Source organism: Corallococcus sp. AB030, from assembly GCF_003668965.1.
Classification (GTDB): Bacteria; Myxococcota; Myxococcia; order Myxococcales; family Myxococcaceae; genus Corallococcus; species Corallococcus exiguus.
The window spans coordinates 1-20,336 of sequence record NZ_RAWQ01000006.1 but is presented as its reverse complement, the minus strand read 5'-3'; the positions used below and the strand labels follow the sequence as shown (position 1 = coordinate 20,336).

Annotated in this window: 18 protein-coding genes and 1 pseudogene; 6 read left to right on the top strand and 13 right to left on the bottom strand. The window is 69.9% G+C overall.

From position 1 onward, the window contains the following. Position 1: 1 nt before the first annotated feature. Complete coding sequence (locus tag D7Y15_RS02780) at positions 2–577, bottom strand: RNA polymerase sigma factor (RefSeq protein ID WP_120577089.1); 576 nt, start codon at positions 575–577, stop codon at positions 2–4. Between the two features lie 106 nt (positions 578–683). On the opposite strand from D7Y15_RS02780, the gene D7Y15_RS02775 reads away from it, so the two are divergent. Further along, positions 684–929, top strand: coding sequence for a hypothetical protein (locus tag D7Y15_RS02775; RefSeq protein WP_121751661.1), 246 nt, complete (start codon positions 684–686; stop codon positions 927–929). Between the two features lie 17 nt (positions 930–946). On the opposite strand, the gene D7Y15_RS02770 is transcribed toward D7Y15_RS02775, so the two are convergent. Together D7Y15_RS02770 and D7Y15_RS02765 are read right to left on the bottom strand one after the other, a co-directional pair. Next, the gene (locus D7Y15_RS02770) at positions 947–1,372 is read right to left on the bottom strand and encodes an OsmC family peroxiredoxin (RefSeq protein WP_014397999.1); all 426 of its coding nucleotides are present in this window, start codon (positions 1,370–1,372) and stop codon (positions 947–949) included. Positions 1,373–1,552: 180 nt separating this feature from the next. Continuing rightward, positions 1,553–2,236 (bottom strand): class I SAM-dependent methyltransferase, encoded by a 684-nt coding sequence (locus D7Y15_RS02765; RefSeq protein ID WP_120577092.1) that lies wholly within the window; start codon positions 2,234–2,236, stop codon positions 1,553–1,555. Positions 2,237–2,363: 127 nt separating this feature from the next. Between D7Y15_RS02765 and D7Y15_RS02760 the strand changes: the two genes are divergently transcribed. Continuing rightward, a complete protein-coding gene (locus D7Y15_RS02760) occupies positions 2,364–2,699 on the top strand; it encodes a hypothetical protein (protein ID WP_126934810.1) in 336 nt (111 codons plus the stop codon). A gap of 10 nt (positions 2,700–2,709) precedes the next feature. Here the strand turns inward: D7Y15_RS02760 and D7Y15_RS02755 are convergent, their stop codons facing one another. Further along, entirely contained in the window at positions 2,710–4,011 is a 1,302-nt protein-coding gene (locus tag D7Y15_RS02755) for a sorbosone dehydrogenase family protein (RefSeq protein WP_121751612.1), read from the bottom strand. Between the two features lie 147 nt (positions 4,012–4,158). Here D7Y15_RS02755 and D7Y15_RS46705 point away from each other — a divergent pair. Next, positions 4,159–4,880, top strand: a pseudogene (locus tag D7Y15_RS46705) (IS5 family transposase); the annotation flags it as partial. Positions 4,881–4,977: 97 nt separating this feature from the next. On the opposite strand, the gene D7Y15_RS02740 reads toward D7Y15_RS46705, so the two are convergent. The 9 genes from D7Y15_RS02740 to D7Y15_RS02705 all read right to left on the bottom strand — a co-directional run bounded on the left by D7Y15_RS02740 (position 4,978) and on the right by D7Y15_RS02705 (position 14,152). After that, positions 4,978–5,766: an SRPBCC family protein gene (locus D7Y15_RS02740; protein ID WP_120580057.1), complete on the bottom strand. Its 789-nt coding sequence runs from the start codon at positions 5,764–5,766 to the stop codon at positions 4,978–4,980. 131 nt (positions 5,767–5,897) lie between these two features. Beyond that, positions 5,898–7,136, bottom strand: coding sequence for an FAD-dependent oxidoreductase (locus D7Y15_RS02735; protein WP_120580058.1), 1,239 nt, complete (start codon positions 7,134–7,136; stop codon positions 5,898–5,900). 98 nt (positions 7,137–7,234) lie between these two features. Further along, the gene (locus D7Y15_RS02730) at positions 7,235–7,990 is read right to left on the bottom strand and encodes a DUF5953 family protein (RefSeq protein ID WP_121751609.1); all 756 of its coding nucleotides are present in this window, start codon (positions 7,988–7,990) and stop codon (positions 7,235–7,237) included. Then, positions 7,987–8,904: a DUF6310 domain-containing protein gene (locus D7Y15_RS02725; RefSeq protein ID WP_121751660.1), complete on the bottom strand. Its 918-nt coding sequence runs from the start codon at positions 8,902–8,904 to the stop codon at positions 7,987–7,989. The genes D7Y15_RS02730 and D7Y15_RS02725 overlap by 4 nt, the downstream gene beginning before the upstream one ends. A gap of 8 nt (positions 8,905–8,912) precedes the next feature. Continuing rightward, entirely contained in the window at positions 8,913–9,551 is a 639-nt protein-coding gene (locus D7Y15_RS02720; protein WP_120580060.1) for a hemolysin III family protein, read from the bottom strand. Positions 9,552–9,660: 109 nt separating this feature from the next. Then, a complete protein-coding gene (locus D7Y15_RS44600; RefSeq protein ID WP_158624533.1) occupies positions 9,661–9,819 on the bottom strand; it encodes a hypothetical protein in 159 nt (52 codons plus the stop codon). Positions 9,820–9,828: 9 nt separating this feature from the next. Beyond that, positions 9,829–10,047: a hypothetical protein gene (locus tag D7Y15_RS02715; protein WP_120580061.1), complete on the bottom strand. Its 219-nt coding sequence runs from the start codon at positions 10,045–10,047 to the stop codon at positions 9,829–9,831. Between the two features lie 32 nt (positions 10,048–10,079). Then, complete coding sequence (locus D7Y15_RS02710; RefSeq protein WP_121751608.1) at positions 10,080–12,257, bottom strand: methyl-accepting chemotaxis protein; 2,178 nt, start codon at positions 12,255–12,257, stop codon at positions 10,080–10,082. Between the two features lie 347 nt (positions 12,258–12,604). Further along, complete coding sequence (locus tag D7Y15_RS02705; RefSeq protein WP_121751607.1) at positions 12,605–14,152, bottom strand: FAD-dependent monooxygenase; 1,548 nt, start codon at positions 14,150–14,152, stop codon at positions 12,605–12,607. A 183-nt stretch (positions 14,153–14,335) separates the two neighbouring features. On the opposite strand from D7Y15_RS02705, the gene mprF reads away from it, so the two are divergent. From mprF to D7Y15_RS02690, 3 genes are all read left to right on the top strand, one after another. Further along, positions 14,336–16,897 (top strand): bifunctional lysylphosphatidylglycerol flippase/synthetase MprF, encoded by a 2,562-nt coding sequence (gene mprF, locus D7Y15_RS02700; protein WP_233604809.1) that lies wholly within the window; start codon positions 14,336–14,338, stop codon positions 16,895–16,897. Further along, entirely contained in the window at positions 16,894–18,438 is a 1,545-nt protein-coding gene (locus tag D7Y15_RS02695) for a virulence factor family protein (protein ID WP_121751606.1), read from the top strand. Before mprF ends, D7Y15_RS02695 begins: the two co-directional genes overlap by 4 nt. A gap of 136 nt (positions 18,439–18,574) precedes the next feature. After that, the gene (locus D7Y15_RS02690) at positions 18,575–20,140 is read left to right on the top strand and encodes a carboxylesterase/lipase family protein (protein ID WP_120580064.1); all 1,566 of its coding nucleotides are present in this window, start codon (positions 18,575–18,577) and stop codon (positions 20,138–20,140) included. Positions 20,141–20,336 lie beyond the last annotated feature (196 nt).

Below are 20,336 nucleotides of genomic sequence, written 5' to 3'. Positions count from 1 at the left end.
TTCATTCCCACCGTCCGGCGAGCACCCGCTGGAGGAGCTCGCGCTTGATGCGCCCGCGAAATCGCTCCAGCCGCATGGTGACCGTGCTCTTGCCCACGCCGAGCTGTTCGGCGATCTCCCGCGCGGAGAGCTGACCCTCGATGTAGAAGAGCTGCACGGTCTTCTTCTCCTCGCCTTCGGGCAGCTCCGCGATGAGCCGCCGCACCACCTCGATGTCCCTCTCCACCTGGAGCGTGGGCGGCAGGGCCGGCACCGTCTCCGGTGTCGGGTCCGCCAGTTCGTCCTCCATCCGCTGGAGCAGGTTGCGGCGCTCCAGCCGCGTGCGCGCCCGGTTGCGCGCGATGGTCAACAACCACGGGGTGAAGGCCCCCGCTGACTTCAGCTGGGGCAACCCCCGGAACGCCCGTACGTAGGACTCCTGTAGGACGTCCTCCGCCTCGTCGGGATCCAATGTGCCGAAACCCGCGACCAGCCGGGCCACCAAGGGGCGGGTGCGACGGTATAGCTCGCTGAAGGCGGACGACTCCCCCCTCGTCGCGCGCCGAACCGCGTCCGTGACATCGTCCGTCTCACCCACCTGCTCGGAAGACCTCCTGGAGGACGAATCGGCCACGGGCCCGGATTCTTCCACCCGCTCTCGCGGCTAGAATAGGGCCTTCACCTTCCCGCGGATGGGGTGGCGCATGCGACGGAAATGGGTGCTGGCGCTGGCCGCGGTGGGAGGGCTCCTGGCGGCCTGTGGCCCCGCGGATGCCCCTCCGGCGGAGGACCCTCCGTTCGAGGCGCAGGACCCGGTCGGCGAGGAGCCCGGCGCGGCGGAGCATGAGCTCACGCCGTGCCTGAGCCAGTGCTACGCGACCTGCGTCGGCAACACGCCCGAGGTCGTCGCGTGCCGGCAGGACTGCCGCGACGCGTGCGCCGGCGGCTGAAGGCCGGCCAGGGTCCGTCAGGTCGCGAGCTTCGCCTTCAGCGTGATGTTCACGCCCCCGAGCGCCTTGGAGACAGGGCAGCCCTTCTTGGTCTCCTCGGCGATCTTCTGGAACTGGGCGTCGTTGGCGCCGGGGATGGTGGCCTCGGTGACGAGGTCGATGGTGGTGATGGCGAAGCCGTCGCCCTGTTTGTCCAGGTGCACGTCCGCGTTCGTCTGGATGCGCGTGGGCTTCAGGCCCGCTTTCTCCAGCCCCACCGACAGGGCCATGGAGAAGCACCCGGAGAGCGCCGCGCCGATGAGCTCCTCCGGGTTGCTGCCCTGCTGTCCCTCGAAGCGGGTGCCGACCGAGAAGAGGACCTCCGCGGCGTGACCGGGCTTCATCGAGCCCTTGCCGTCCTTGAACCCGCCGTTCCACTGCGCACTGCCCTTGCTGATACCCATGGCGTTCTGTCTCCCCATGCGCGGCGCGGCACCGTGCCGCGTCCGTTTGAGTTCGCGCGGCGGAAGGGTAGGGCGCGCATTGGCGTGTGGCGGTCCTGTTGGCGGACAGGGGCCGGGTTCTGCCGGGGAGTGGACGCTCGCGAGCGCGAAGGCCTGGGTTCTGGACGGTTGAGGCCGCCGTCAGGGGCTCACGGCGGGCTGCAGGAAGAGCAGGTAGTGGGCCGGCAGGTCGTCGTACTCGGAGACGATGACGTAGCCCGTGGCCTGCGCGGCGGCGACGAGCGGAGGGCGCATGGCCCTCAGGTGCGTCACCGCGATGCGGCCCTGGGGTGTGAGCGCGGGACGCAGCCGGGTGAGGTAGTCCACCCGGTCCCCGAAGAAGTGATCCACCTCCGAGAGGAGGATCAGGTCGTACGCGCCCGCTTCGAGCCCCGGCGCCTCCGGGGCCACCTTCCGCACCTCGATGTTCTTGCGTCCGAGCACCCGCGCACGGAGCCGCTGGATGGCTTCGTCGTTGATGTCGGTGGCGACCACCTGGCCCGTGGGGCCCACCGCCTCCGCGAGCCGCTGCGTGAAGTACCCCAGCCCCGCCCCGACGTCCGCGACCCGCTGTCCCGGAGCGAGCCCCAGGGCGGCCACGAACCGTGCGGGCTGCCGGGAGCGGTCATACGCGGCATCCTCGCCTTCGACGCCGCCCACGCCATGCAGCTCCGTGGGCGGCTCCGGCGCGGCGGCCACCACGGGCGCGGGCGGAGCTTCCGCCTTGCTCTCGGAGCGGCAGGCACCGGCCGTCGTGACCAGGGCGAGACACAGACTCCACAGCGTCAGGAAAGGGAACACCGTCAGCGGACGAAAGAGAGCCATTGCGAGCACCGGGGCAGGAAAGGAACAGCGGGGTCAAAGTCAAATGTGTCGGTTGCGCAGGATATCGCTTTCTGCCGGACTTCGGGGACGCGAGGCATATCTGCCTCCGTCACCTGGAGTCTCCTGCATGCGAAACATGATCCGTGATTTGGTTTTGGCGACCTTCTCCGTGGGCCTCCTCTCCGCCTGTGGCCCGGCAGCGGAGCAGGATGCGTCGCCGTCCGCCGGTGAGGCGGCGCAGGTGGAGCAGGGCATTGGCAAGACGCCCAGCTGTGCCATCGGCGAGTATGTGGCGGATCAGGTCATCTGGTCTTCGACCTGCGCCGCGTGTCGCGAGGTGGGCGGCGACGGCTCCTGGCCGCAGGGCTCCTACGGCCGGAGCGGTACGCTCTACCAGACGTGCTGCGGTGACAACGGCTGCGGCAACTGGCAGAACATCCGGCCGGTCTGCATGGGCTGCTAGGCATTGCCCTTCAGCGCTTCGCGGTCACCTTCCACAGCGTGTTGCTGGCGTCATCCGCGACCAGCAACGCGCCGTCCGGCAGCACCGTGACGCCCACCGGCCGGCCGTGCACCCGGGCCTGGGCCGCGTCGGCGATGAAGCCCGTGAGGAAGTCCTCCGGCGGACCGGAGGGCTTCCCGTCCTTGAACGGCACGAACACGACCTTGTAGCCAGACAGCTCCGCGCGGTTCCACGAGCCGTGCTGCCCGATGAACGCGCCGCCCCGGTACTTCTCCGGGAACGCCTGGGCCTCGTAGAACGCCAGGCCCAGCGACGCGGTGTGGGAGCCCAGTTGCACGTCCGGCACCAGCGTCTTCGCCACCAGGTCCGGCCGCTGTCCCGCCATGCGTGGATCCTCGTTCGCTCCGAAGTACGCGTAGGGCCAGCCGTAGAACCCGCCGTCCTCCACGTGCGTGAGGTAGTCCGGCACCAGGTCCTCGCCCAGGTCGTCGCGCTCGTTCACCGCCGTCCACAGCGTGCGCGTGCCCGGGGCCCAGCCCATGCCCACGGGGTTGCGCAGGCCGCTCGCGTAGATGCGCTCGCCGGTGCCGTCCGGGTTGATCTCCAGGATGTTGGCGCGGCGCTCCTCCTCCTTCAGGCCGTGCTCGGCCACGTTGCTCGCGGAGCCCACGGACACGTAGAGCTTCGAACCGTCCGCGTTGGCCAGCAGGTTGCGCGTCCAGTGGTTGTTGTAGCCGCCCGCCGGCAGCTCCAGGAGCTTCTCACCGGGGGCCTTCAGCGACGTCTCCCCGGCCGTGTATGGGTAGCGCCAGACGGCGTCCGTGCCGGCCACGTAGAAGCGGTCGCCCAGCAGCAGCATTCCCAGCGGCTGCTTCACGCCTTCCAGGAACACCTCGCGGACCTCGGGCGTGCCGTCGTGGTCCGCGTCGCGCAGCAGCGTGATGCGGTTGGCGCTGTGGCCCAGGTTCTGCGAGCGCACCTTGCCGGACTCGATGGACTCCTCTTTGTCCTGCTCGCTCTTGAACTCGGAGCTGGCCTCGGCCACCAGCACGTCGCCGTTGGGCAGCACGTAGGTCCAGCGCGGGTTGCGCAGGCCGTCCGCGTAGCGCATCACCTCGAAGCCTTCCGGGGCCGTGGGGCGCTTGTCTTCCGGCCAGCCGACGACCGTGCTGTACCGCTCCACCTTGAAGCTGGGGTCGGGCGCGGGCAGCGCGGGCGCCTTCGTGGAGGTGTCGGGAGTGGAGCGGTGCGCGCAGTTCGTCAGGAACAGCGCGGCGCCCACGCAGAAGGGGGCTCGGAGGAAGACGGTCATGCCCTTCCTCTAGGGGGTGTCCCTAATTATCTGAAGAAAGGTGCTGGAGGCCGAGCGGCCGCCAGCCCCGTGGGCAGGGTTGAGCTTGCAGGGAAAGGAAGAGCTGAGCACCCCTGGTGAGTGCACCGACATGAGCTGACGGACGAGCAGTGGAAGCAGCTTGAGCCACTCATCCCTGCCCGACGAGGGCCGCGCACCAAGAAAGGTGACCGGCAGTTCGTCAATGCAGTGCTCTGGCGGGTGAAGACGGGCGCACCCTGGCGTGACTTGCCAGAGCGTTACGGGCCCTGGAAGACGGTCTACAACCGCTTCGGGCGCTGGGCGACCCGAGGAGTATGGGAGGGGCTCTTCAAGTCGCTGCAGTTGCAAGTGGATGATGTCGGCTCGCTGCTGGACGCCACCATCATCCGGGCGCATCAGGACGCCTCAGGCGCAAAAGGGGGGGCCGATGCAATGCTCTGGGCCGTTCTCGAGGAGGCTTTTCTTCCAAGGTCCACGCCCTGTGCACCACCCAGGGCCAACCGCTCGAAGTGACGCTGACGCCTGGGCAGCGCGGCGACGTCACTGAAGCCGAGCACCTCATTCAGTATGCGCACGGCAAGGCGCTCATCGCCGACGCCGGCTATGACGCCGACCACCTCGTGCAGGCCGTCCGGGAGCGCGGAATGAGGCCCGTCATCGCGATGAATCCAACGCGCAAGCACCACCGGCGCCGCAACAGTCGCGCCCTCTACCGGCTGCGCATCCAGGTGGAGTGCATGTTCCACCGCCTCAAGCGCTTCCGCGCCGTGGCCACCCGCTACGAGAAGACCGCCACCAACTACCTGGCGGTCCTCCACCTGGCCTGCATGATGCTTTGGCTTAATTAGGGACACCCCCTAGGGGCCTCCTCGCTGTCCGGCGATGACGGACGGATCCGCCCCTCGCACGGGTGTTGAGTTGTGGGAAGGGCAGGACGCCCGCGGCTCAAGAAGTGAACACGTTCCGCACGTAGCCATCCACCTTCTGCTTGAAGAACCCGTAGCCCTTCGGCGCGTCCTCCGTGGGAATCTCCCCGGTCTCCGCCAGGCTCTTGAAGCTGCGCAACACCTTCCTCACCTGCATGGCGGGGACGCCACGCATCCGCTTCGCCAGCGCCTCGCCCAGCGCTCCGCCCGGGGGCGAGAAGGCCTGGTGCAATGTCACTTCCGTGCCCCCGTTCGGAGCGGGCTGGAAGCGCACCCACCCTCGCGTCTTCACGGGGCTGTCCTCCGTGGACTCCCAGCTGTGGAACTCCGGCGCGCGTTCCTCCACGAGGCGCGAGTCCCAGCTCACCTCGCGCCCCAGCGGCCCGTGGATCCGGAAGTGCCGGCCGTCACCGGCCGTGGGCGTGACCTCCGCGAAGTGCTCCATCAGGCGGCTCAGCGTGGAGGGTTCACGCCACAGGCGGTAGAGCTCCTCCACCGGACGTCCCACCGTGAGCGTGTGCTCCACTTCGATGAGCTGTCCATGCCTCGCTTCCTTGCCTGTCAATGCGCGGCGGGCCTTCCGAGCGACCGAGGCGAGAGCACGCCGCTGGGATTGCAGGCCCCCATAGAGCACGGCGCCGCCGGCCAGGGCCACCACCGTGCCCCCGAGCGAGCGGCGTTTCATCCCCACGGACATCATCGTCCCCGCGACCACCACCGCGGCGGTCAGCTTCCATTGGCCCGAGCGGAGTTCCTCGGTGGCCTGGGAGCGGACTTCCCGCAGGGCTGTCGTTCGTGAGCTCGTCATGGTTCCTCCAGGCCTGACGCGCAGGAGGGTGATGCACGGGCGTCAGGCACTTCCCGCGAAGTTTTGGGGTGGGATGCGCCAGGACAACCGTGCCTGGAACCGGGGCGGGGGAACCAGCGCTCCGGCGGTCCTCAGTGAAGGGGTGAAGCGGCCGGCGTGTGGATGTGCTCGGGGCGGACGCCCAGGCCTATCAGGCGCGCGGGGATGCGGCGCAGCGCGGGGATGCGCTTCACCAGCTGGAGGCTCAGGGGCAGCCGACCGTTGCTGAAGGCGCGCTTCCGGAGCGCCGGGTCCACCACGCGGTTCTGGATGAGCACCTGCGCCCGCTGGGTGAGACGGGTGGGGAACTCGCGGCGCTGCTGGACGCGGCGCAGGTCCTCGGTCGTGACACGGCGGGCGAGCAGGGGGCCCGCGAGCAGGTTGGCGGTGGCCACGGCATCCTGCACCGCCAGGTTGATGCCCACGCCGCCCACGGGCGACATCGCGTGCGCCGCGTCGCCAATGCACAGCAGGCCGGGCTGATACCAGGTGCGCAGCCGATCCACTCGCACGGTCAGCAGCTTCACGTCGTCCCAGCTTCGGATTTCACCAGCTCGGTCGGCGAGGAACGGCGCCTGTTTCACGAGTTCGGCCCGGAAGGCCTCCAGGCCGCGCGCCTGGACGGACGCGATGCCGCCCTTGGGGATGACCCGGCCGCACTGCCACTGGTCGCCCCGGTTGATGAGCAGGAAGAGCGCTCCGCGCTCGAAGTGGCCCAGGGGTGGGCTGGGATCGTCAGGTCTGCGCGACACGCGGAACCAGAGCACGTCCATGGGGGCGCCCAGGTTCTGGACCTCCAGGCCGGACTGCTGACGCAGCGTGGACTTCCGGCCGTCCGCCGCCACCACCAGCGACGCGCGCACCTCCAGCGGGCCTTCCGGCGTCCGTGCGCGGACTCCGACGACCTGGCCATGGTCGCGCACGAGGTCCGTTGCCTCCGTGCGGCGGAGGAGCTGGAAGGTCGGGTACATGGCGGCTTTGCGCGCGATGAAGTCGAGCAGGTCCCACTGCGGCATGAAGGCCAGATAGCGCGCGTGCGTGGGGAGGTGGCGGAAGTCACCCACGGTGACCTCGTGTTCGCCGACCTGGAAGCGCAGGTCCAACATCTTCGAGTGGGGGAGGGCGAGCAGCTCGTCCAGCCAGCCCAACTCGTGCATCAGCTCCAGCGTGGACGGGTGGAGCGTGTCGCCCCGGAAGTCGCGGAGGAAGTCCGCATGCTTCTCCAGCACCGTTACCTCCACTCCGGCCCGGGCCAGCAGCAGCCCCAGCATCATTCCCGCCGGCCCTCCGCCCGCGATGCAGCACTGTGTGGTGATCGCCGGGTCGGCCATGGTGGTGCCTCCTCGAGGAAGGGTTCATCCCGCCATGGGGCGTGGCACCTGGAGTGGCGGCCGATGCGGCGTGCAGCGTCCCACACTCATCACGCAGTTCACGGCACCCCGCGCCCGCCGATTTCGGGGAAGCGCTCGTAGGCCCGCTTGAGCGCTGCCAGATGGGCGGGGTCGTCCAGGTCGAGGGGCGCTTCGGTGAGCTGCACGATCCACCCGCCCGTCGCCGTGCGCCGCGACCGTGAGAGTAAGTCGGTGTCGCGAGCAGGATCCGGGAACCCGATGGCTCGTGCGGAAGCGGCCGACCAGTAGTTCAGCCACCCGAGGTAATAGGGAATCTCGGGCGAGCGGATGTGCTCGAAGAGCTTCAGGGCGGGCAACCCCCGGCGTGGGGACGGTGGTCCTTCCAGCGTGGGGGCGGTCTGATACGCGATGTCCACCGCAGCTCCGTCTGGCGTTGCTTGTCCCCAGAATGCGTTTGCACTCTCCGCCAAGGCTTCAAGCACATTCGCCGCTGCCGAGAGGACGGCCGCGTCCAGGGGCAGCTTCGCATGGAGCTGGAATTGCGGCTCGCCGCGAGGGCTTGCAGACACGGAACGGTTATGCCCGGAAATCATCACGGGATAACGCTCGTCACCGTTACAGATAAAAGGGAACTCGCCACGCGCTGCCTCCTGGGTCAACCACGCATCGCGCTGTGGCACGACAGCAAGCTGTCGCTTCTCCGTCACTCTCCAGTCCAGGCGCAATCCGGGCAACGCGCGTTCCAGTCCGTGGACAGTCGCGAGCGTGCGGTTGTCGCCCCCCACAAGCGCAGGCGCGTAGATATTGAGAAGGAGGGGGCCTTGAGCGGTCATCTTTTACACCCCGTGACAACGACCTTGAAGGTGGAGTCTTGCCTGAGCAGTGCGAGCTTGTGCGCTTCAGTGCTCACGCCAACGAAGAACTCATATCCACAGGCCCGTGCGATGTCGCGCTCCTTGGTCAATTGTTTGATTTCGTCTTCGATTTCGCGGTCCTGAATGAAGATGTTGTATGAATCAAACTGGTGGGTCTTGATTTCCCAGAGCACCCACGCGCCGACTTGTAGCGCATCGAAGCGCACCCCGCCCACGCTCACGTCCATTCCGGGATAACGGTTCGGTGGGAACCTGTCGGCGCACTCGTTGTGTGGCCCATCCTTGGATGCGCGCGGCACTGGAACCGGCTCGCAGCTGGCGCGCCGCGTCCGGTCCACGGGCACAGGTGGCACCGGGGGCTGTCTGCCTTGGCCAGCTGGCTCCGGTTCCAACTTGGGCTCCGGCTTCGCTACAGCATCTCGGGACGCGACCCTCGTTCCTCGTGAGGCCCCTGCTTCCTCGGGATAGAGGTGGCGTAGCTCATACGCATCAAACTCCTCCTTGATGGCGACGCCGACCACCACCACGCCCAGGACGATCACGGCTCCCACGGCAATCTCAGGAGCCGCCAGCACACAGACCCCGAGTCCCAGGGTCGCGGCGTCAGCGGAGGCGACCGTGCATCTTCCCGTGGTGTCGTGGAACTCGACCCGGCCCTGGTCGAGCGCCGGATAGCACCGCTCCACCAGCACGGGCCAAGGCTGGGACGCTTCGCGAACGACGCACCGCCCACCGTCCCTCCAGGGCAGCGCCGCCGCTCGCTGGAGGTTGGCACTCCGTCGGCCGCGGGCCGCGGGCTCCTTCGTGATGGGCTCCGTCGCGGCACAGCCCGAAATGAACAGCAGAATTGCGATGCACGCGCGCAAACGCATGGCCACGGTCAACGCCCCACGAAGTCCAGCAGCACAGCGTAGTGCGTGGCGGCCGCGGCGACGACCATGACGTGGAACACTTCGTGGTAGCCGAAGACGTGGGGGATGGGATCCGGCCAACGGCGCGCGTACACCACCGCGCCCACGGCGTAGAGCATGGCCCCGAAGAAGAGCCATCCCACGCGGCCCTGGCCCATCACCCCGGGCAGGTTCCAGAACACCGGGGCCGCCACGCAGCCCAGCGCCACGTAGAGCCCCGAGCGCAGGCCTCGCGACGCGGAGATTCCCGCGAGCGTCAGCGTGGCTCCCGTCAGCGCCGCGCCCCACATCACCCAGAGCAGCCGCTGGCTCAGGCCCCCCATGGGGTCCAACGTCGCCAGCGGCGTGAAGCTCCCCGCGATGAGGATGAAGATGGCCGCGTGGTCGAACCGGCGGATCCGCTGGTACGTCGCCGCGCTCCAGGTGGGCCAGTGGTAGCCCCCACTCACTCCGAACATCAGCACCATGCTGCCGCCAAACACCAGGTTCGCCGCGTACTGCACGCCGTGCACCGGCAGCTGCGTCATCCTCACGCAGCCCACCAGCGCCGCCACGAACGCGATGACGTGGGACAGGCCGCGCAACCGGGGCTTCAGGCTCTCTTCCATGGCGGTGCTCGTACTTCCCGCACGTCATGGCTTCGTCAGCGCCCGCGCGCCTTTTCGCCCAGGGCGTCGCGTTCTCCACGCATCGCCCCGGACGAGTGTCGCCAGGACGTCAGCGCGCGGCCCTGGACGGAGCCCGGCACGCGGCGTGGCCCAGGATGACGTCCCCGTCGACGGTGCTCGTCGGCGTGGGCGTCCAGCCGGCGCGCAGCCTCGCGTCCAGCAACTCATCGGCGGTAGGGCAGCGGTCCCACACGGAGACCGAGGTCACTCCGCCCAGTCAGGTGGTGTCGAAGACGAGGTAGCGCTCCTCTTCCCAGGGCAGCACCACGTCGTGGGTGAACTCGTCCTGGACCACCACCGCCGCCACGTCGCGCGGCGGGTGGCTCGCGAAGCCCCAGCGGACCACGTCCTGGAGCAGCGTGAGCGGCGCGAGCTGCCGCTCCAGGGCGGCGCGCCGCTCGGGGGACAGCCCGGAGTGGTCGGTCAGGGGCACCATGGCCCGGAGTGTAGCCGGGCCGGGCCCGGGCTTCACGCCGCCGCGGGCTTTTGCTGGTCGTCCAACGTGCCGGAGCGGAGCGCCTTGCTCGCGGCCCCCGACATGACCTCCGCCAGCGTCTGCACGGAGTGTGTGACGGTGCGCGTCTCCTCCACGGCCTGGAGCGTGCGCTGCATCTGGCCGGACAGCTCCTGGATGGCCTGGGCAATCTGATGCGTGCCCGAGTCTTGCTGCGCCACGGCCTGGGTGATCTGCCTCACGCTGCCGGTGGTGTCGCCGATGATGCTCGTCAGCTTCTGCAGCTGCGCGCCGGAGCCCCGGACCGCGTCCAGGCTCACCTGCACGCGCGCCTCGCCCTGTTCGCTCATCTGCGCGGCCTCGCGCATGCTCATGCTCACGCCGTCGAGCACGTCGCGGATGCGCTCGGTGGCGCGGATGGACTGGTCCGCCAGCCTGCGCATCTCCTTGGCCACCACGCCAAAGCCCTTGCCGCTGTCGCCGTTGCGCACCGCCTCGATGGCCGCGTTGATGGCCAGCATGTTGGACTGGTCCGCCAGCGTCTTCACGTCGTCGACGATGCTGGACACCTCGCGGGTGCGCTCGTCGAGCGCGAGGATGCGCGAGGCCATCCCCGACACCTCCGTGCGGATGGCGGCCAGGTCCGTCAGCGTGCGCTCCAGGGCGGCGCCACCCTCGCGCCCCACCGCCTCCGCGCTCTCCGCGGACGCCGCGAGCACCCGCGCCTTGTCCGCCGTCAGGTGCGAGCCCTGGCGGATCTCCTCCACCGTCTGCTCCAGCTCGCGCAGCGCGGCGGCCTGGCGGCTGATGCCCACGGTCTGCTCCTCGCTGGAGGTGTGCAGCTGCTGTACGACGGCGGCGAGCTCGTCCGCGCCGCGGCCCATGCCCTCGGCCAGCAGGCGCACGTCCTTGCGGCGCGCGTCCAACTGGTGCGTGTACTCCGCCAGCGAGCGCACCACCTCCGCGGAGCGCCGCGCCACGATGGCCACGAGCGACAGCGTCAGCGCGAAGAAGCCCCAGTGCACCTGGCTGTCGGTGGCCTCCATCAGGCCCAGCATCGGCAGGGTGCTGAGCAGGAGCACGAAGGTGAGGACCCCCAGGCCCGCGACGAAGATGCGCGCGTCCTTGTTCCCCTTGAGGGCCTCGACCACCGCGACCCCCACGCACACCAGCAGTCCGGGCAGCGAGTAGAGGATGAAGGCGGACAGCAGCCGCCACGCGGAGCCCAGGTCCATCACCACGATGATCGCCTGGAGGATGGCCGGCACGGTGACGACCGCCGCGCCCCGGCGGAACCAGCGCAGCTTGTCCGTGCCCACCGTATCGGAGATGAACCACGCCAGGGCGGGCAGGATGGCGTACGAGCCCAGCAGCGTGAGGACGCTGCCGGTGGCCGCCTTGCCCCAGAGCGCCGGGAACAGGCCGCTGGAGCCCAGCAGCAGCGCGCCCGAGCCCGCGGAGAACACGGTCAGCGCGGCGAGCATCCGCCCCTGGCGGCGCAGGAGGGCGGCGAACAGCGACACCGCGCCAATGCCCACCAGCAGCGTCCCCATGACGAAGGGCGCCAGTCCCAGGCGCGTCACCTCCGCGAGCAGCTCCTGGCGCGAGCCCACCTTCGCGTCGCGCGTGACTCCGATGGCGGGCCCATGCGCCTGGATGCGCAGGAGCACGCGATGGCCCATGGACGCGGGCGGCACGGGCACCAGGTGCCAGACCATGTTCTCCATGATCTCCTGGCCGTTGGGGGCCAGCGTCCCGCTGGTGTGGACGCGCTGGCCGTCGGCGTAGACCTCGAAGGCGTTGGCCACGTTGCCCAGGAAGAGGGCGGGCTCCAGCCACGGGCCCTGGGGCACGGGGATGCTCAGCCAGAGGAAGGTGTTCGTCCCGCGGCCCGGCGGCTCCTGGAGCGCGGTCATGGCCTGCCAGCCCGCCGCGTCCTCCGGCTCCGTCGCCCACGTGGGGACGCCGTCAGGCCCCAGCGGCGAGTCTCCCCATCGATAGCGCCACCCGTCGAGCGCGGGCTGGGCGGCCGTTGTCCCAGCGGCCTCCGCCCGGGCGGCGGGCGCGAACGCGAGGAGCATCAGCAGCACGGCCCCCACGCCCGCGAGCCGCGAGAAGAGGGCCTTCCGGGAGCCGCGGAAGGGAGTGAGCCGGAGCTGTAAGTCGAGAGCGAAGACACGGGAGCGACGCATTCGAGACACATGCTCCAGCGCGAGGGGGTCAAAAGTAAAATGGGTCCCTCATGCCTCCCCGCCGTGCCTCCGGCCGCTGCGTTTCACTCGCTGTTCACAAAACAGACGGAGCGGACCGGATAGAATCGTAAAACATGAAATTGTTCTCAGGATCGGCGTGACCCCCGGTCCTGTCTCGGAACCCTACCCCGGGGGTCCGCTGCTCCTCTGGGGAGCCCTGGCTTCCGGGCGTGGAGGGCCCGCGTGTCCCGAAGGGGGACGGGCTTGCGAGGGCCCGGCATGGCGCCGCCTGCGACGGTGCGAGGACGGACTCCTGGTCCGCCTGTACCCAGGTCCCATGCGTGGCTTCAGCACAGGGAAGCGTGATGCTCGCGGGGCGTGAACCACCTGGCCGCGGCTCGGGTGAGCTCCTCGGGACTTGGGGTCGTATCGCTCGCCCAGGCCACGAACCCATCCGGACGTACGAGCGCCGCGCTCAGTCCCAGGCGATTCCTGGCGTCGCTGGCCACGTACCGGACCTGGTCGCCCCAGAGGCCATCCAGTGCTTGCAGCGACGCGTGCCGGCCGAAGTCCAACAGCAAGCCGGTTCCATCCCGGAGCCGTGTGCCGAGCCGCTCTCCGTCCTCCCACTCGAAGTCCGGGCAGCTGCGGCCCACCAACGGGTGTTCCCCGCCGAGGTCGTAGCGGAGGGACACGCCCCAGAGGCGTTCAGCGAAGTAGGTCGCGCCGTCGCGCGTGTCGAGCACGTCGCGGAGGATGGCTTCGAGCGCGCGGGAGTGGGGGCTGGGGCGCATCAGCGCGACCTGGGCCCGCGTCCAATCGAGGATGCGCGCCCCCACGGGATGGCGCTCCTGGGTGTAGCTGTCGAGCAGGCCATCGGGGGCGTCGCCGCGGAGGGTCGCCGCGAGCTTCCATCCGAGGTTCATGGCGTCCCCGAGTCCGAGGTTCAGGCCCTGCCCGCCCAGGGGTGAATGAATGTGCGCGGAGTCACCCGCCAGCAGCACCCGTCCCTTGCGGTAGGTCGTGGCCTGCTGTGAGCGGTCGGTCCAGGTCGAGGCGAGGTGCAACGCCTGGAGGGTCACGTCCGTGCAGGACACGCGCCGCAAGACGGCTTGCACGTGCTCGAGGGTGAGCGCTTGGGTGCGATGGGCCGCGCCGCCGTCGAAGTCGGTCATCGCGATCACCCCGGGCTGCCACTGGGTGTACATCCCGGTCGGCGTGTAATGACGGCCCAGGCGGAGCTTCTCCGGATCGGCGACTTCGGCCTGGACCGAATAGCCCGTGAGCTCAGGCCCGGTCCCCACGAACTCGAAGCCCCCTTGCTTGCGGACGGTGCTGCGGCCGCCATCGCACCCCACCAGCCAACGCGCGCGAAAGCGTTGCCCACCGGCATGGACCATCACTTCCTCGTCCGAAGCCTCGAAGCCTTCGACACCCTGGCCGCGCCGGAGCTCCACGCCCAGGGCGTGTGCGTGAGCGGAGAGGACGCGCTCGAGATGCTCCGTTTCGCTTCCCAGTTGCATATCGGCCGGGCCGGGGAGCCGGTACGTCCAGCGCGTCGAATCGACGTTGCTGTATTCGAACGGGATGCCCGCGAAGTGGCCGGCTGGCCCGCGGAGCTGTGAGTTGGATGCCATGGAGCCGGGGCTCGGTTGGCCACGGGCACCCGCGCCGGCACGAGGGTTCGACGCGATGGCTTCCAGCAGTCCGCGCCGGTGGAACGCTTCGATGCTGGGGCCCCAGAGTCCTCGCCTTCCAAACGGGAGCCGCTTCAGGGGGGAGTGCGGATCCTCCGCTTGTTCAAGCACCAGCACGGTGCGCTTCGCGAGCCGCAGCTCACAGGCCAGGAACAGGCCGACCGGGCCGGCCCCCGCGATGATCACGTCGTAGACCAAGGTGTCTTCCTGGCTCGGGTGTTGAGTCTTCATCCACGCTAACGCAGCCATTCCGGCACGGTCGCGCCAGGGGCGCGGTGCCTGCCTGGTCCTCCCGGGAAGGTGGGGCGAATTGCCCCAGCTGGGGCTTTTCGGGCGGAGGACTGCCCCCGCGTCTTCTCTTCATGATGCATGGCACGCCGGATGCTGCGTCCTCCTGGCATGTCGAAGGTCCAGAGAGTCCTCACCACCGCACTGCCATTGCTGCTGCTGTGCGTGGCGGCGTACGTGCTGCACCGCGAGCTGTCGCACTACCGCCGCGAGGACGTGAGCGCGGGGCTCGCGGCCGTGACGGCGAGTCGCATCCTCCTGGCCCTGGCCGTGACGGTCGTGAACTACGCGGCGCTCACGCTGTACGACGTGCTGGCGTTGGGGCACGCGGGGCACCGGATTCCCTATTCGCGCGTGGGGTTCACATCCTTCGTGGGCTACGCCTTCGGGCACAACCTGGGCGCGTCGTTCCTGAGCGGCGGCTCGGTGCGCTACCGGCTGTACTCCGCGTGGGGGCTCACCGCGCTGGACGTCGCGCGGGTGTCCGCGTTCAACGCGCTCACGTTCTGGCTGGGCCTGGCCGCCGTCACCGGCGCGTCGTTGCTCCTGGAGGGCGGGGGAGGGGTGCTGTCCCTGTCCACGCCCGTGGCGCACGGAGTGGGGGCCGCGCTGGGTTTGCTGCTCGTGAGCTATTTCGTGGCGTGCGCCACCGTGCGCAAGCCGCTGCGTATTCGCGGCCTGGAGTGGACGTTGCCCACGCCCGCGCGGGCACTGGCCCAACTGGTGGTGTCGTGCGGGGACTGGGCGCTGGCGGCGGCGGTGTTGTGGGTGCTGCTGCCTCCGGACAGCGTGTCGCTGCCGTCGCTCACGGCGCTGTTCGCGCTGGCTCAGTTGGCGGGCATCGCCAGCCAGGTGCCCGCGGGCCTGGGTGTCTTCGAGACGGTGATGCTCTCCGCGCTCACGCCCCGCGTGCCCGCGCCGCAGGTCGTGGGCGTGCTGCTCGTGTACCGGCTCGTCTACTACCTGCTGCCCTTCACGGTGGCGGCGCTGCTGCTCGCGGGGCATGAGTTGCTCCAGCGTCGTCACCACCTCACGCGGCTGGCGAAGGTGGTGCACAGCTCGTTCGCGCCGGTGGTGCCGTGGGCCGCGTCGGCGGTGGCGTTCGTGGCGGGCACGGTGCTGCTCTTCTCCGGCGCGACGCCGCCCGTCGCCGAGCGGCTGGCGCTGCTCCGCCGGCTGGTGCCGCTGCCGCTCCTGGAGGTGTCGCATCTGCTGGGCAGCCTGGTGGGCGTGTCGCTGCTCCTGCTCGCTCGCGGGCTCCAGCGGCGCCTGGACGCGGCCTATGTGCTGACGCAGGTGCTGCTGGTGGCGGGCGCGGTGTTCTCCGTGGTGAAGGGCGTGGACTACGAGGAGGCCACGCTGCTGCTCGTCCTGGCCGCGGCGCTGGCGCCGTTCCATCAGCAGTTCTACCGGCACACGTCTCTGTTCGCGGAGGCCTTCAGCCCCGGGTGGCTCCTGGCCACGGTGGCGGTGGTGGGCGCGTCGGTATGGTTGGGGTTCTTCTCCTACCGGCACGTCGAGTACCGCAACGACCTCTGGTGGCACTTCGCCTTCTCAGGCAACGCGCCGCGCTTCCTGCGCGCCAGCGTGGGCGTGCTGGGGGCGACCATCGTGGCGGGGCTGGCCGCGCTCCTGCGGCCGGCGTCGCCGCGCACGCATCCGCCGACGGTGGAGGAGCTGCAACGGGTGCGCCCCCTGGTGGCGAGCGCCCCGGAGTCCATGGCCTCGCTGGCGCTGGTGGGGGACAAGTCCCTGCTGCTCAACGACGCGGGCACCGCGTTCCTCATGTACGGCGTGTCAGGGCGCGCGTGGGTGTCCATGGGCGATCCGGTGGGGCCTCCGGACGCGGCGACGGAGCTGGCGTGGCGCTTCCTGGAACTGGCGGACCGGCACCACGGCTGGGCGTGCTTCTACCAGGTGGGGCCGGGCGCGCTGCCGCGCTACCTGGACCTGGGGCTCACGCTGCTCAAACTGGGCGAGGAGGCCACCGTGCCGCTCCAGGACTTCAGCCTGGAAGGGCCGGAGCGCCGGGGCCTGCGCCACGGCATGCACCGCATGGAGCGCGAGGGCTGGACCTTCGAGGTGCAACCGCGCGAGGCCGTGCCTGAGCTGCTGCCCCAGCTGCGAGCCATCTCCGACGCGTGGCTCGCGGAGAAGCACACGCGTGAGAAGGGCTTCAGCCTGGGCTGTTTCTCACCGCGCTACCTGGAGCAGGGGCCGGTGGCGCTGGTGCGCCGGAGCGGCGTGCTCATGGGCTTCGCCAACGTGTGGGCTCCGGACACGAAGGAGGAGCTGAGCGTGGACCTCATGCGCTACCAGCCGGGCAGTCCCCATGGGGCCATGGACTTCCTCTTCACGTCGCTGATGCTGTGGGGCCGGGGGCAGGGCTTCCTGCGCTTCAACCTGGGCATGGCGCCCTTCAGCGGCTTCGAGGCACGCGCGCTCGCGCCCATGTGGAACCGGCTGGGCGCGCTCCTGTTCCGGCACGGCGAGCACTTCTACAACTTCCAGGGGCTGCGCCAGTACAAGGAGAAGTTCCGTCCGGACTGGGCGCCGCGCTACCTGGCTTCGCCGGGCGGGCTCGCGCTGCCGGGCGTGCTCGCGGGCGTGGCGTCGCTGGTGTCGCGCGGGCTGGGCGGCGTGGTGGCGAGATGAGGAAGCGCGCGAAGTGGTTCCTGGTGGGGGCCGTGCTCGTGCTGGCGCTGGCGCTCATCCCGTGGTCGCGCACGTGCGCGGCGCCCTCCGTCGCTCCGGCCCCGGTGGCGGTCCCCGCGCCCCAGCCTCCCGTCGCGCCGCGCGTGGAGACGCGGCACATCGGGGGCCGCTTTGGCCATGTCACGGTGGTGACGCCCCCGGGGAGGCCCGGGACGGTGGTGCTCCTGCTGGCGGATGGGCCCGCGGAAAAGGGCAGGGCGCTGGAGCTGTCCACGGCGCTGGCCTCGCACGGCGCGCTGGTGCTCGGGGTGGACGCCGGGGCCTACCTGCGCGCTTTGGAGAAGGGCACCCGGTGCGCGTATCCGGCGGGCGACCTGGAGGTCCTGAGCCAGGGCTACCAGCGGCACGCGGAGCTGCCCGAGTACCTGCACCCCGTCCTCGTGGGGGACGGCACGGGCGCGGCGCTGGCCTACGCGGCGCTGGCCCAGGCTCCTCCGGGCACGTTCCGGGGCGCGGTGAGCGTGGACTTCACGCCGGAGGTGACGACCTCCGTGGCCTTCTGTCCGGGCGCGGAGCTCGTGCGCTCACGCGCGGACAAAGACAGGCGCGAGCGGCTGGCCCCGGCGCGTGCGCTGTATCAACCGTGGGTGCTGCTCGGCGCGGAGCATGATCCGGTCCATCCGGTGAAGGCCGCGCACGACTTCACCCGCTCGCTGACGACGGCCCGCGTGCTGACGGTGCCGGGGCCGGGATTGGCCCGCATGCCGGTGGACGCATGGCAGGGGGCGCTGCTGGCCGCGCATGATGCCGCCGCCGCGCCGCTCCCATCGGAAGCGCTGACGCCGGTCTCCACGCCAGCGGCGCCTCCAGACGCGGGCACCCAGGGGCTCTCCGGGGATACATCGGTGGAGGGCCTGCCGCTGGTGGAGGTCCCCGCGACGTCGGATGTCCCGGGCGACACGCTGGCACTCTTCGTTACCGGCGATGGCGGCTGGGCCAGCCTGGACCAGACGGTCTCCGAGTCGCTCGCCGCGCAGGGCATCCCCGTCGTGGGCTTCAACTCGCTGCGCTACTTCTGGAAGCGCCGCACGCCGGAGCAGACCTCCGCGGACGTGGCCCGAGCGCTGCGCCACTACCTGTCCGCGTGGGGCAAGCAGCGCGTGGTGTTGCTGGGCTACTCGCGCGGCGCGGACGTGGTGCCGGCCATCACCGCGCGCCTGCCGGAGGATTTGCGCGAGCGCGTGCGGATGGCCGTGCTGCTCGCGCCCGGCAAGGAGGCGGAGTTCGAGGTGCACGTCACGGACATCTTCGGCGGCAAGGGCCGGCCCACGGCCGCGGTGCTCCCGGACGTGCAGGCCCTGAAGGGGACGCCCGTGCTCTGCGTCTACGGTGATGAGGAGCTGTCCGACAGCCTCTGCCCCATGCTGTCCGGCGTGCCCGGCGCGCGCGCGGTACTGCTCAAGGGTGGACATCACTTCGACGGGGACTACGCAGCCATCACCCGGGCCGTCCTGCGGGAACTCGGTATGGCATTGCCCTGATGCTCCGGAGTCTGGGGGCTCGTCGGCTGGCGGACGGGTGATTGCCTTTGAGGCCCAATGCATTGACTCGCATGGGCGAAACCTCTACTTCGCACCGGCCCGGCCCTGGCGCCGGGTCTCGTGGGGGGTTCCAAAAATGGTCCAGCAGTCGGCTCCCGTCGTCAGCACGGTCGAAGGACAGCTCCAAGGCGTCGTCGAGGAAGGGGTGTATGCCTTCAAGGGAATTCCCTACGCCCAGCCTCCCGTGGGCGCGCTGCGGTGGCGTCCTCCCGCCCCGGTCGTGCCCTGGAAGAACATCCGGCAGGCGTCCACGTTCGGCAAGTCCTCGCTCCAGTCTCGCGAAGGCTGCATCGCGGGCGGCGGCGGTGACCCGTATCCGATGGGTGAGGATTGTCTTTATCTCAATGTCTGGACGCCTCGCGTGGACCCCCAGGCGAAGCTGCCCGTCATCGTGTGGATCCACGGCGGCGCGTATGTGCTTGGCGCGAGCGGCCTGCCCCCGTACGACGGCGTGCCCATGGCGTCCCGTGACGCCATCCTCGTCACGATCAACTACCGCCTGGGCCACCTGGGCTTCCTGGCCCATCCGGCGCTCCAGAAGGAGCCGGGCGGCGGCGCGGCCAACTTCGGCCTGTTGGATCAGGTCGCCGCGCTCCAGTGGGTGAACCGCAACATCGCGAAGTTCGGCGGGGACGCGGGCAACGTCACCCTCATGGGCCAATCCGCGGGCGCCAAGAGCGTGCTGGCCCTCTTCTGCATGGATGCCGCGAAGCCCCTGTTCCACCGGGGTGTGGCGATGAGCGTGTACGGCCTGGACGAGATGCCGTTGGCGCAGGCGCAGCTCAAGGGCGAGGCGTTGATCCGCGGCATGGGCGTGGCGGACGGGGCCGCGACGCCGGAGCGCATGCGCCAGCTGCCCGCGGAGTCCTTCTGGCAGCAGCCGCCAGAGCACTCGCTGGCGCCGGTGGCCGTGTGCGGCGACACGGTGCTGCCCCAGTCCATCCTGTCCACCTTCAAGGCGCAGCAGCAGGCGCGCGTGCCGCTCATCCTGGGCAGCACCAGCGATGACGTGAGCGTGATGGAGGCCATGGGCCGCGACCCCATGGAGATCCTCCAGGCCCTCCGGGACAACAACGTCCCCATCGGCCTGCTCTACCCGGGCGTGTCACCGGACGAGGAGCTGGCGCGGCAGGTGTGCCGGGACATCGTCTTCACGCTGATTCCGCGGCAGGTCGCGGACCTGCACCTCAAGGTCTCCGACGCGTGGCGCTTCTACTTCGAGTACACGGCCACCGAGCTGCGCCCGGAGTTCCCCGACGGCGTCCCGCACGGCTCGGACGTCCCGTACTTCCTGGACACGGTGGCCCGCTGCCCGCCCACCCAGGACGTGCTCTCGGACGAGGACCGCGCGTACTCGCGCCAGGTGAGCAACTGGATGCTCCAGTTCGCCCGCACCGGAGCGCCCGCGTCCGCGACCGAGTGGCCGAAGCACCAGCCGGGTGAGGACCGCACCCTGCGCATGCAGCAGCCGCCGAAGGTGGAGCACAACTTCATGCAGCTGCGCCTCAACGCCTTCCTGCTCGCGAGCGCCATCATCAACAGCGCGGACAGCCGCTCGGGCGGGAAGCACGACACCCGCGGCAACGTCCGCCACACGGGGGCCTCACCCCAGAAGAAGAACCGGCCCGAAGGCACGACGTAGCCCCTGAAAAGAGAAGGGCCCGGGCGCGAGTGTTCGCGGCCGGGCCCTTGCTGCTTCATCGCTCGGACTTCTAAGCCATCCGGGGTAAATCTTTGCCTACCCAACGAGTGCGGGCAGAGGAGATGAGACGTCGGAAGCCTCCTGGGCGGCCCAACTGCGCCAGGAGGTGGACGGCAGCAGCGTAGAAGTCCTCCCG

What these genes read in the sequence shown, in the direction of transcription:
- D7Y15_RS02760 (WP_126934810.1), top strand. Translation starts at nt 2,364, where the DNA reads ATGCGAAACATGATCCGTGATTTGGTTTTGGCGACCTTCTCCGTGGGC.
- D7Y15_RS02740 (WP_120580057.1), bottom strand. Translation starts at nt 5,766, where the DNA reads ATGACGAGCTCACGAACGACAGCCCTGCGGGAAGTCCGCTCCCAGGCC.
- D7Y15_RS02725 (WP_121751660.1), bottom strand. Translation starts at nt 8,904, where the DNA reads ATGCGTTTGCGCGCGTGCATCGCAATTCTGCTGTTCATTTCGGGCTGT.
- D7Y15_RS02765 (WP_120577092.1), bottom strand. Translation starts at nt 2,236, where the DNA reads ATGGCTCTCTTTCGTCCGCTGACGGTGTTCCCTTTCCTGACGCTGTGG.
- mprF (WP_233604809.1), top strand. Translation starts at nt 14,336, where the DNA reads ATGCTGCGTCCTCCTGGCATGTCGAAGGTCCAGAGAGTCCTCACCACC.
- D7Y15_RS02730 (WP_121751609.1), bottom strand. Translation starts at nt 7,990, where the DNA reads ATGACCGCTCAAGGCCCCCTCCTTCTCAATATCTACGCGCCTGCGCTT.
- D7Y15_RS02715 (WP_120580061.1), bottom strand. Translation starts at nt 10,047, where the DNA reads ATGGTGCCCCTGACCGACCACTCCGGGCTGTCCCCCGAGCGGCGCGCC.
- D7Y15_RS02710 (WP_121751608.1), bottom strand. Translation starts at nt 12,257, where the DNA reads ATGCGTCGCTCCCGTGTCTTCGCTCTCGACTTACAGCTCCGGCTCACT.
- D7Y15_RS02755 (WP_121751612.1), bottom strand. Translation starts at nt 4,011, where the DNA reads ATGACCGTCTTCCTCCGAGCCCCCTTCTGCGTGGGCGCCGCGCTGTTC.
- D7Y15_RS02690 (WP_120580064.1), top strand. Translation starts at nt 18,575, where the DNA reads ATGGTCCAGCAGTCGGCTCCCGTCGTCAGCACGGTCGAAGGACAGCTC.
- D7Y15_RS02775 (WP_121751661.1), top strand. Translation starts at nt 684, where the DNA reads ATGCGACGGAAATGGGTGCTGGCGCTGGCCGCGGTGGGAGGGCTCCTG.
- D7Y15_RS02720 (WP_120580060.1), bottom strand. Translation starts at nt 9,551, where the DNA reads ATGGAAGAGAGCCTGAAGCCCCGGTTGCGCGGCCTGTCCCACGTCATC.
- D7Y15_RS02735 (WP_120580058.1), bottom strand. Translation starts at nt 7,136, where the DNA reads ATGGCCGACCCGGCGATCACCACACAGTGCTGCATCGCGGGCGGAGGG.
- D7Y15_RS02695 (WP_121751606.1), top strand. Translation starts at nt 16,894, where the DNA reads ATGAGGAAGCGCGCGAAGTGGTTCCTGGTGGGGGCCGTGCTCGTGCTG.
- D7Y15_RS02770 (WP_014397999.1), bottom strand. Translation starts at nt 1,372, where the DNA reads ATGGGTATCAGCAAGGGCAGTGCGCAGTGGAACGGCGGGTTCAAGGAC.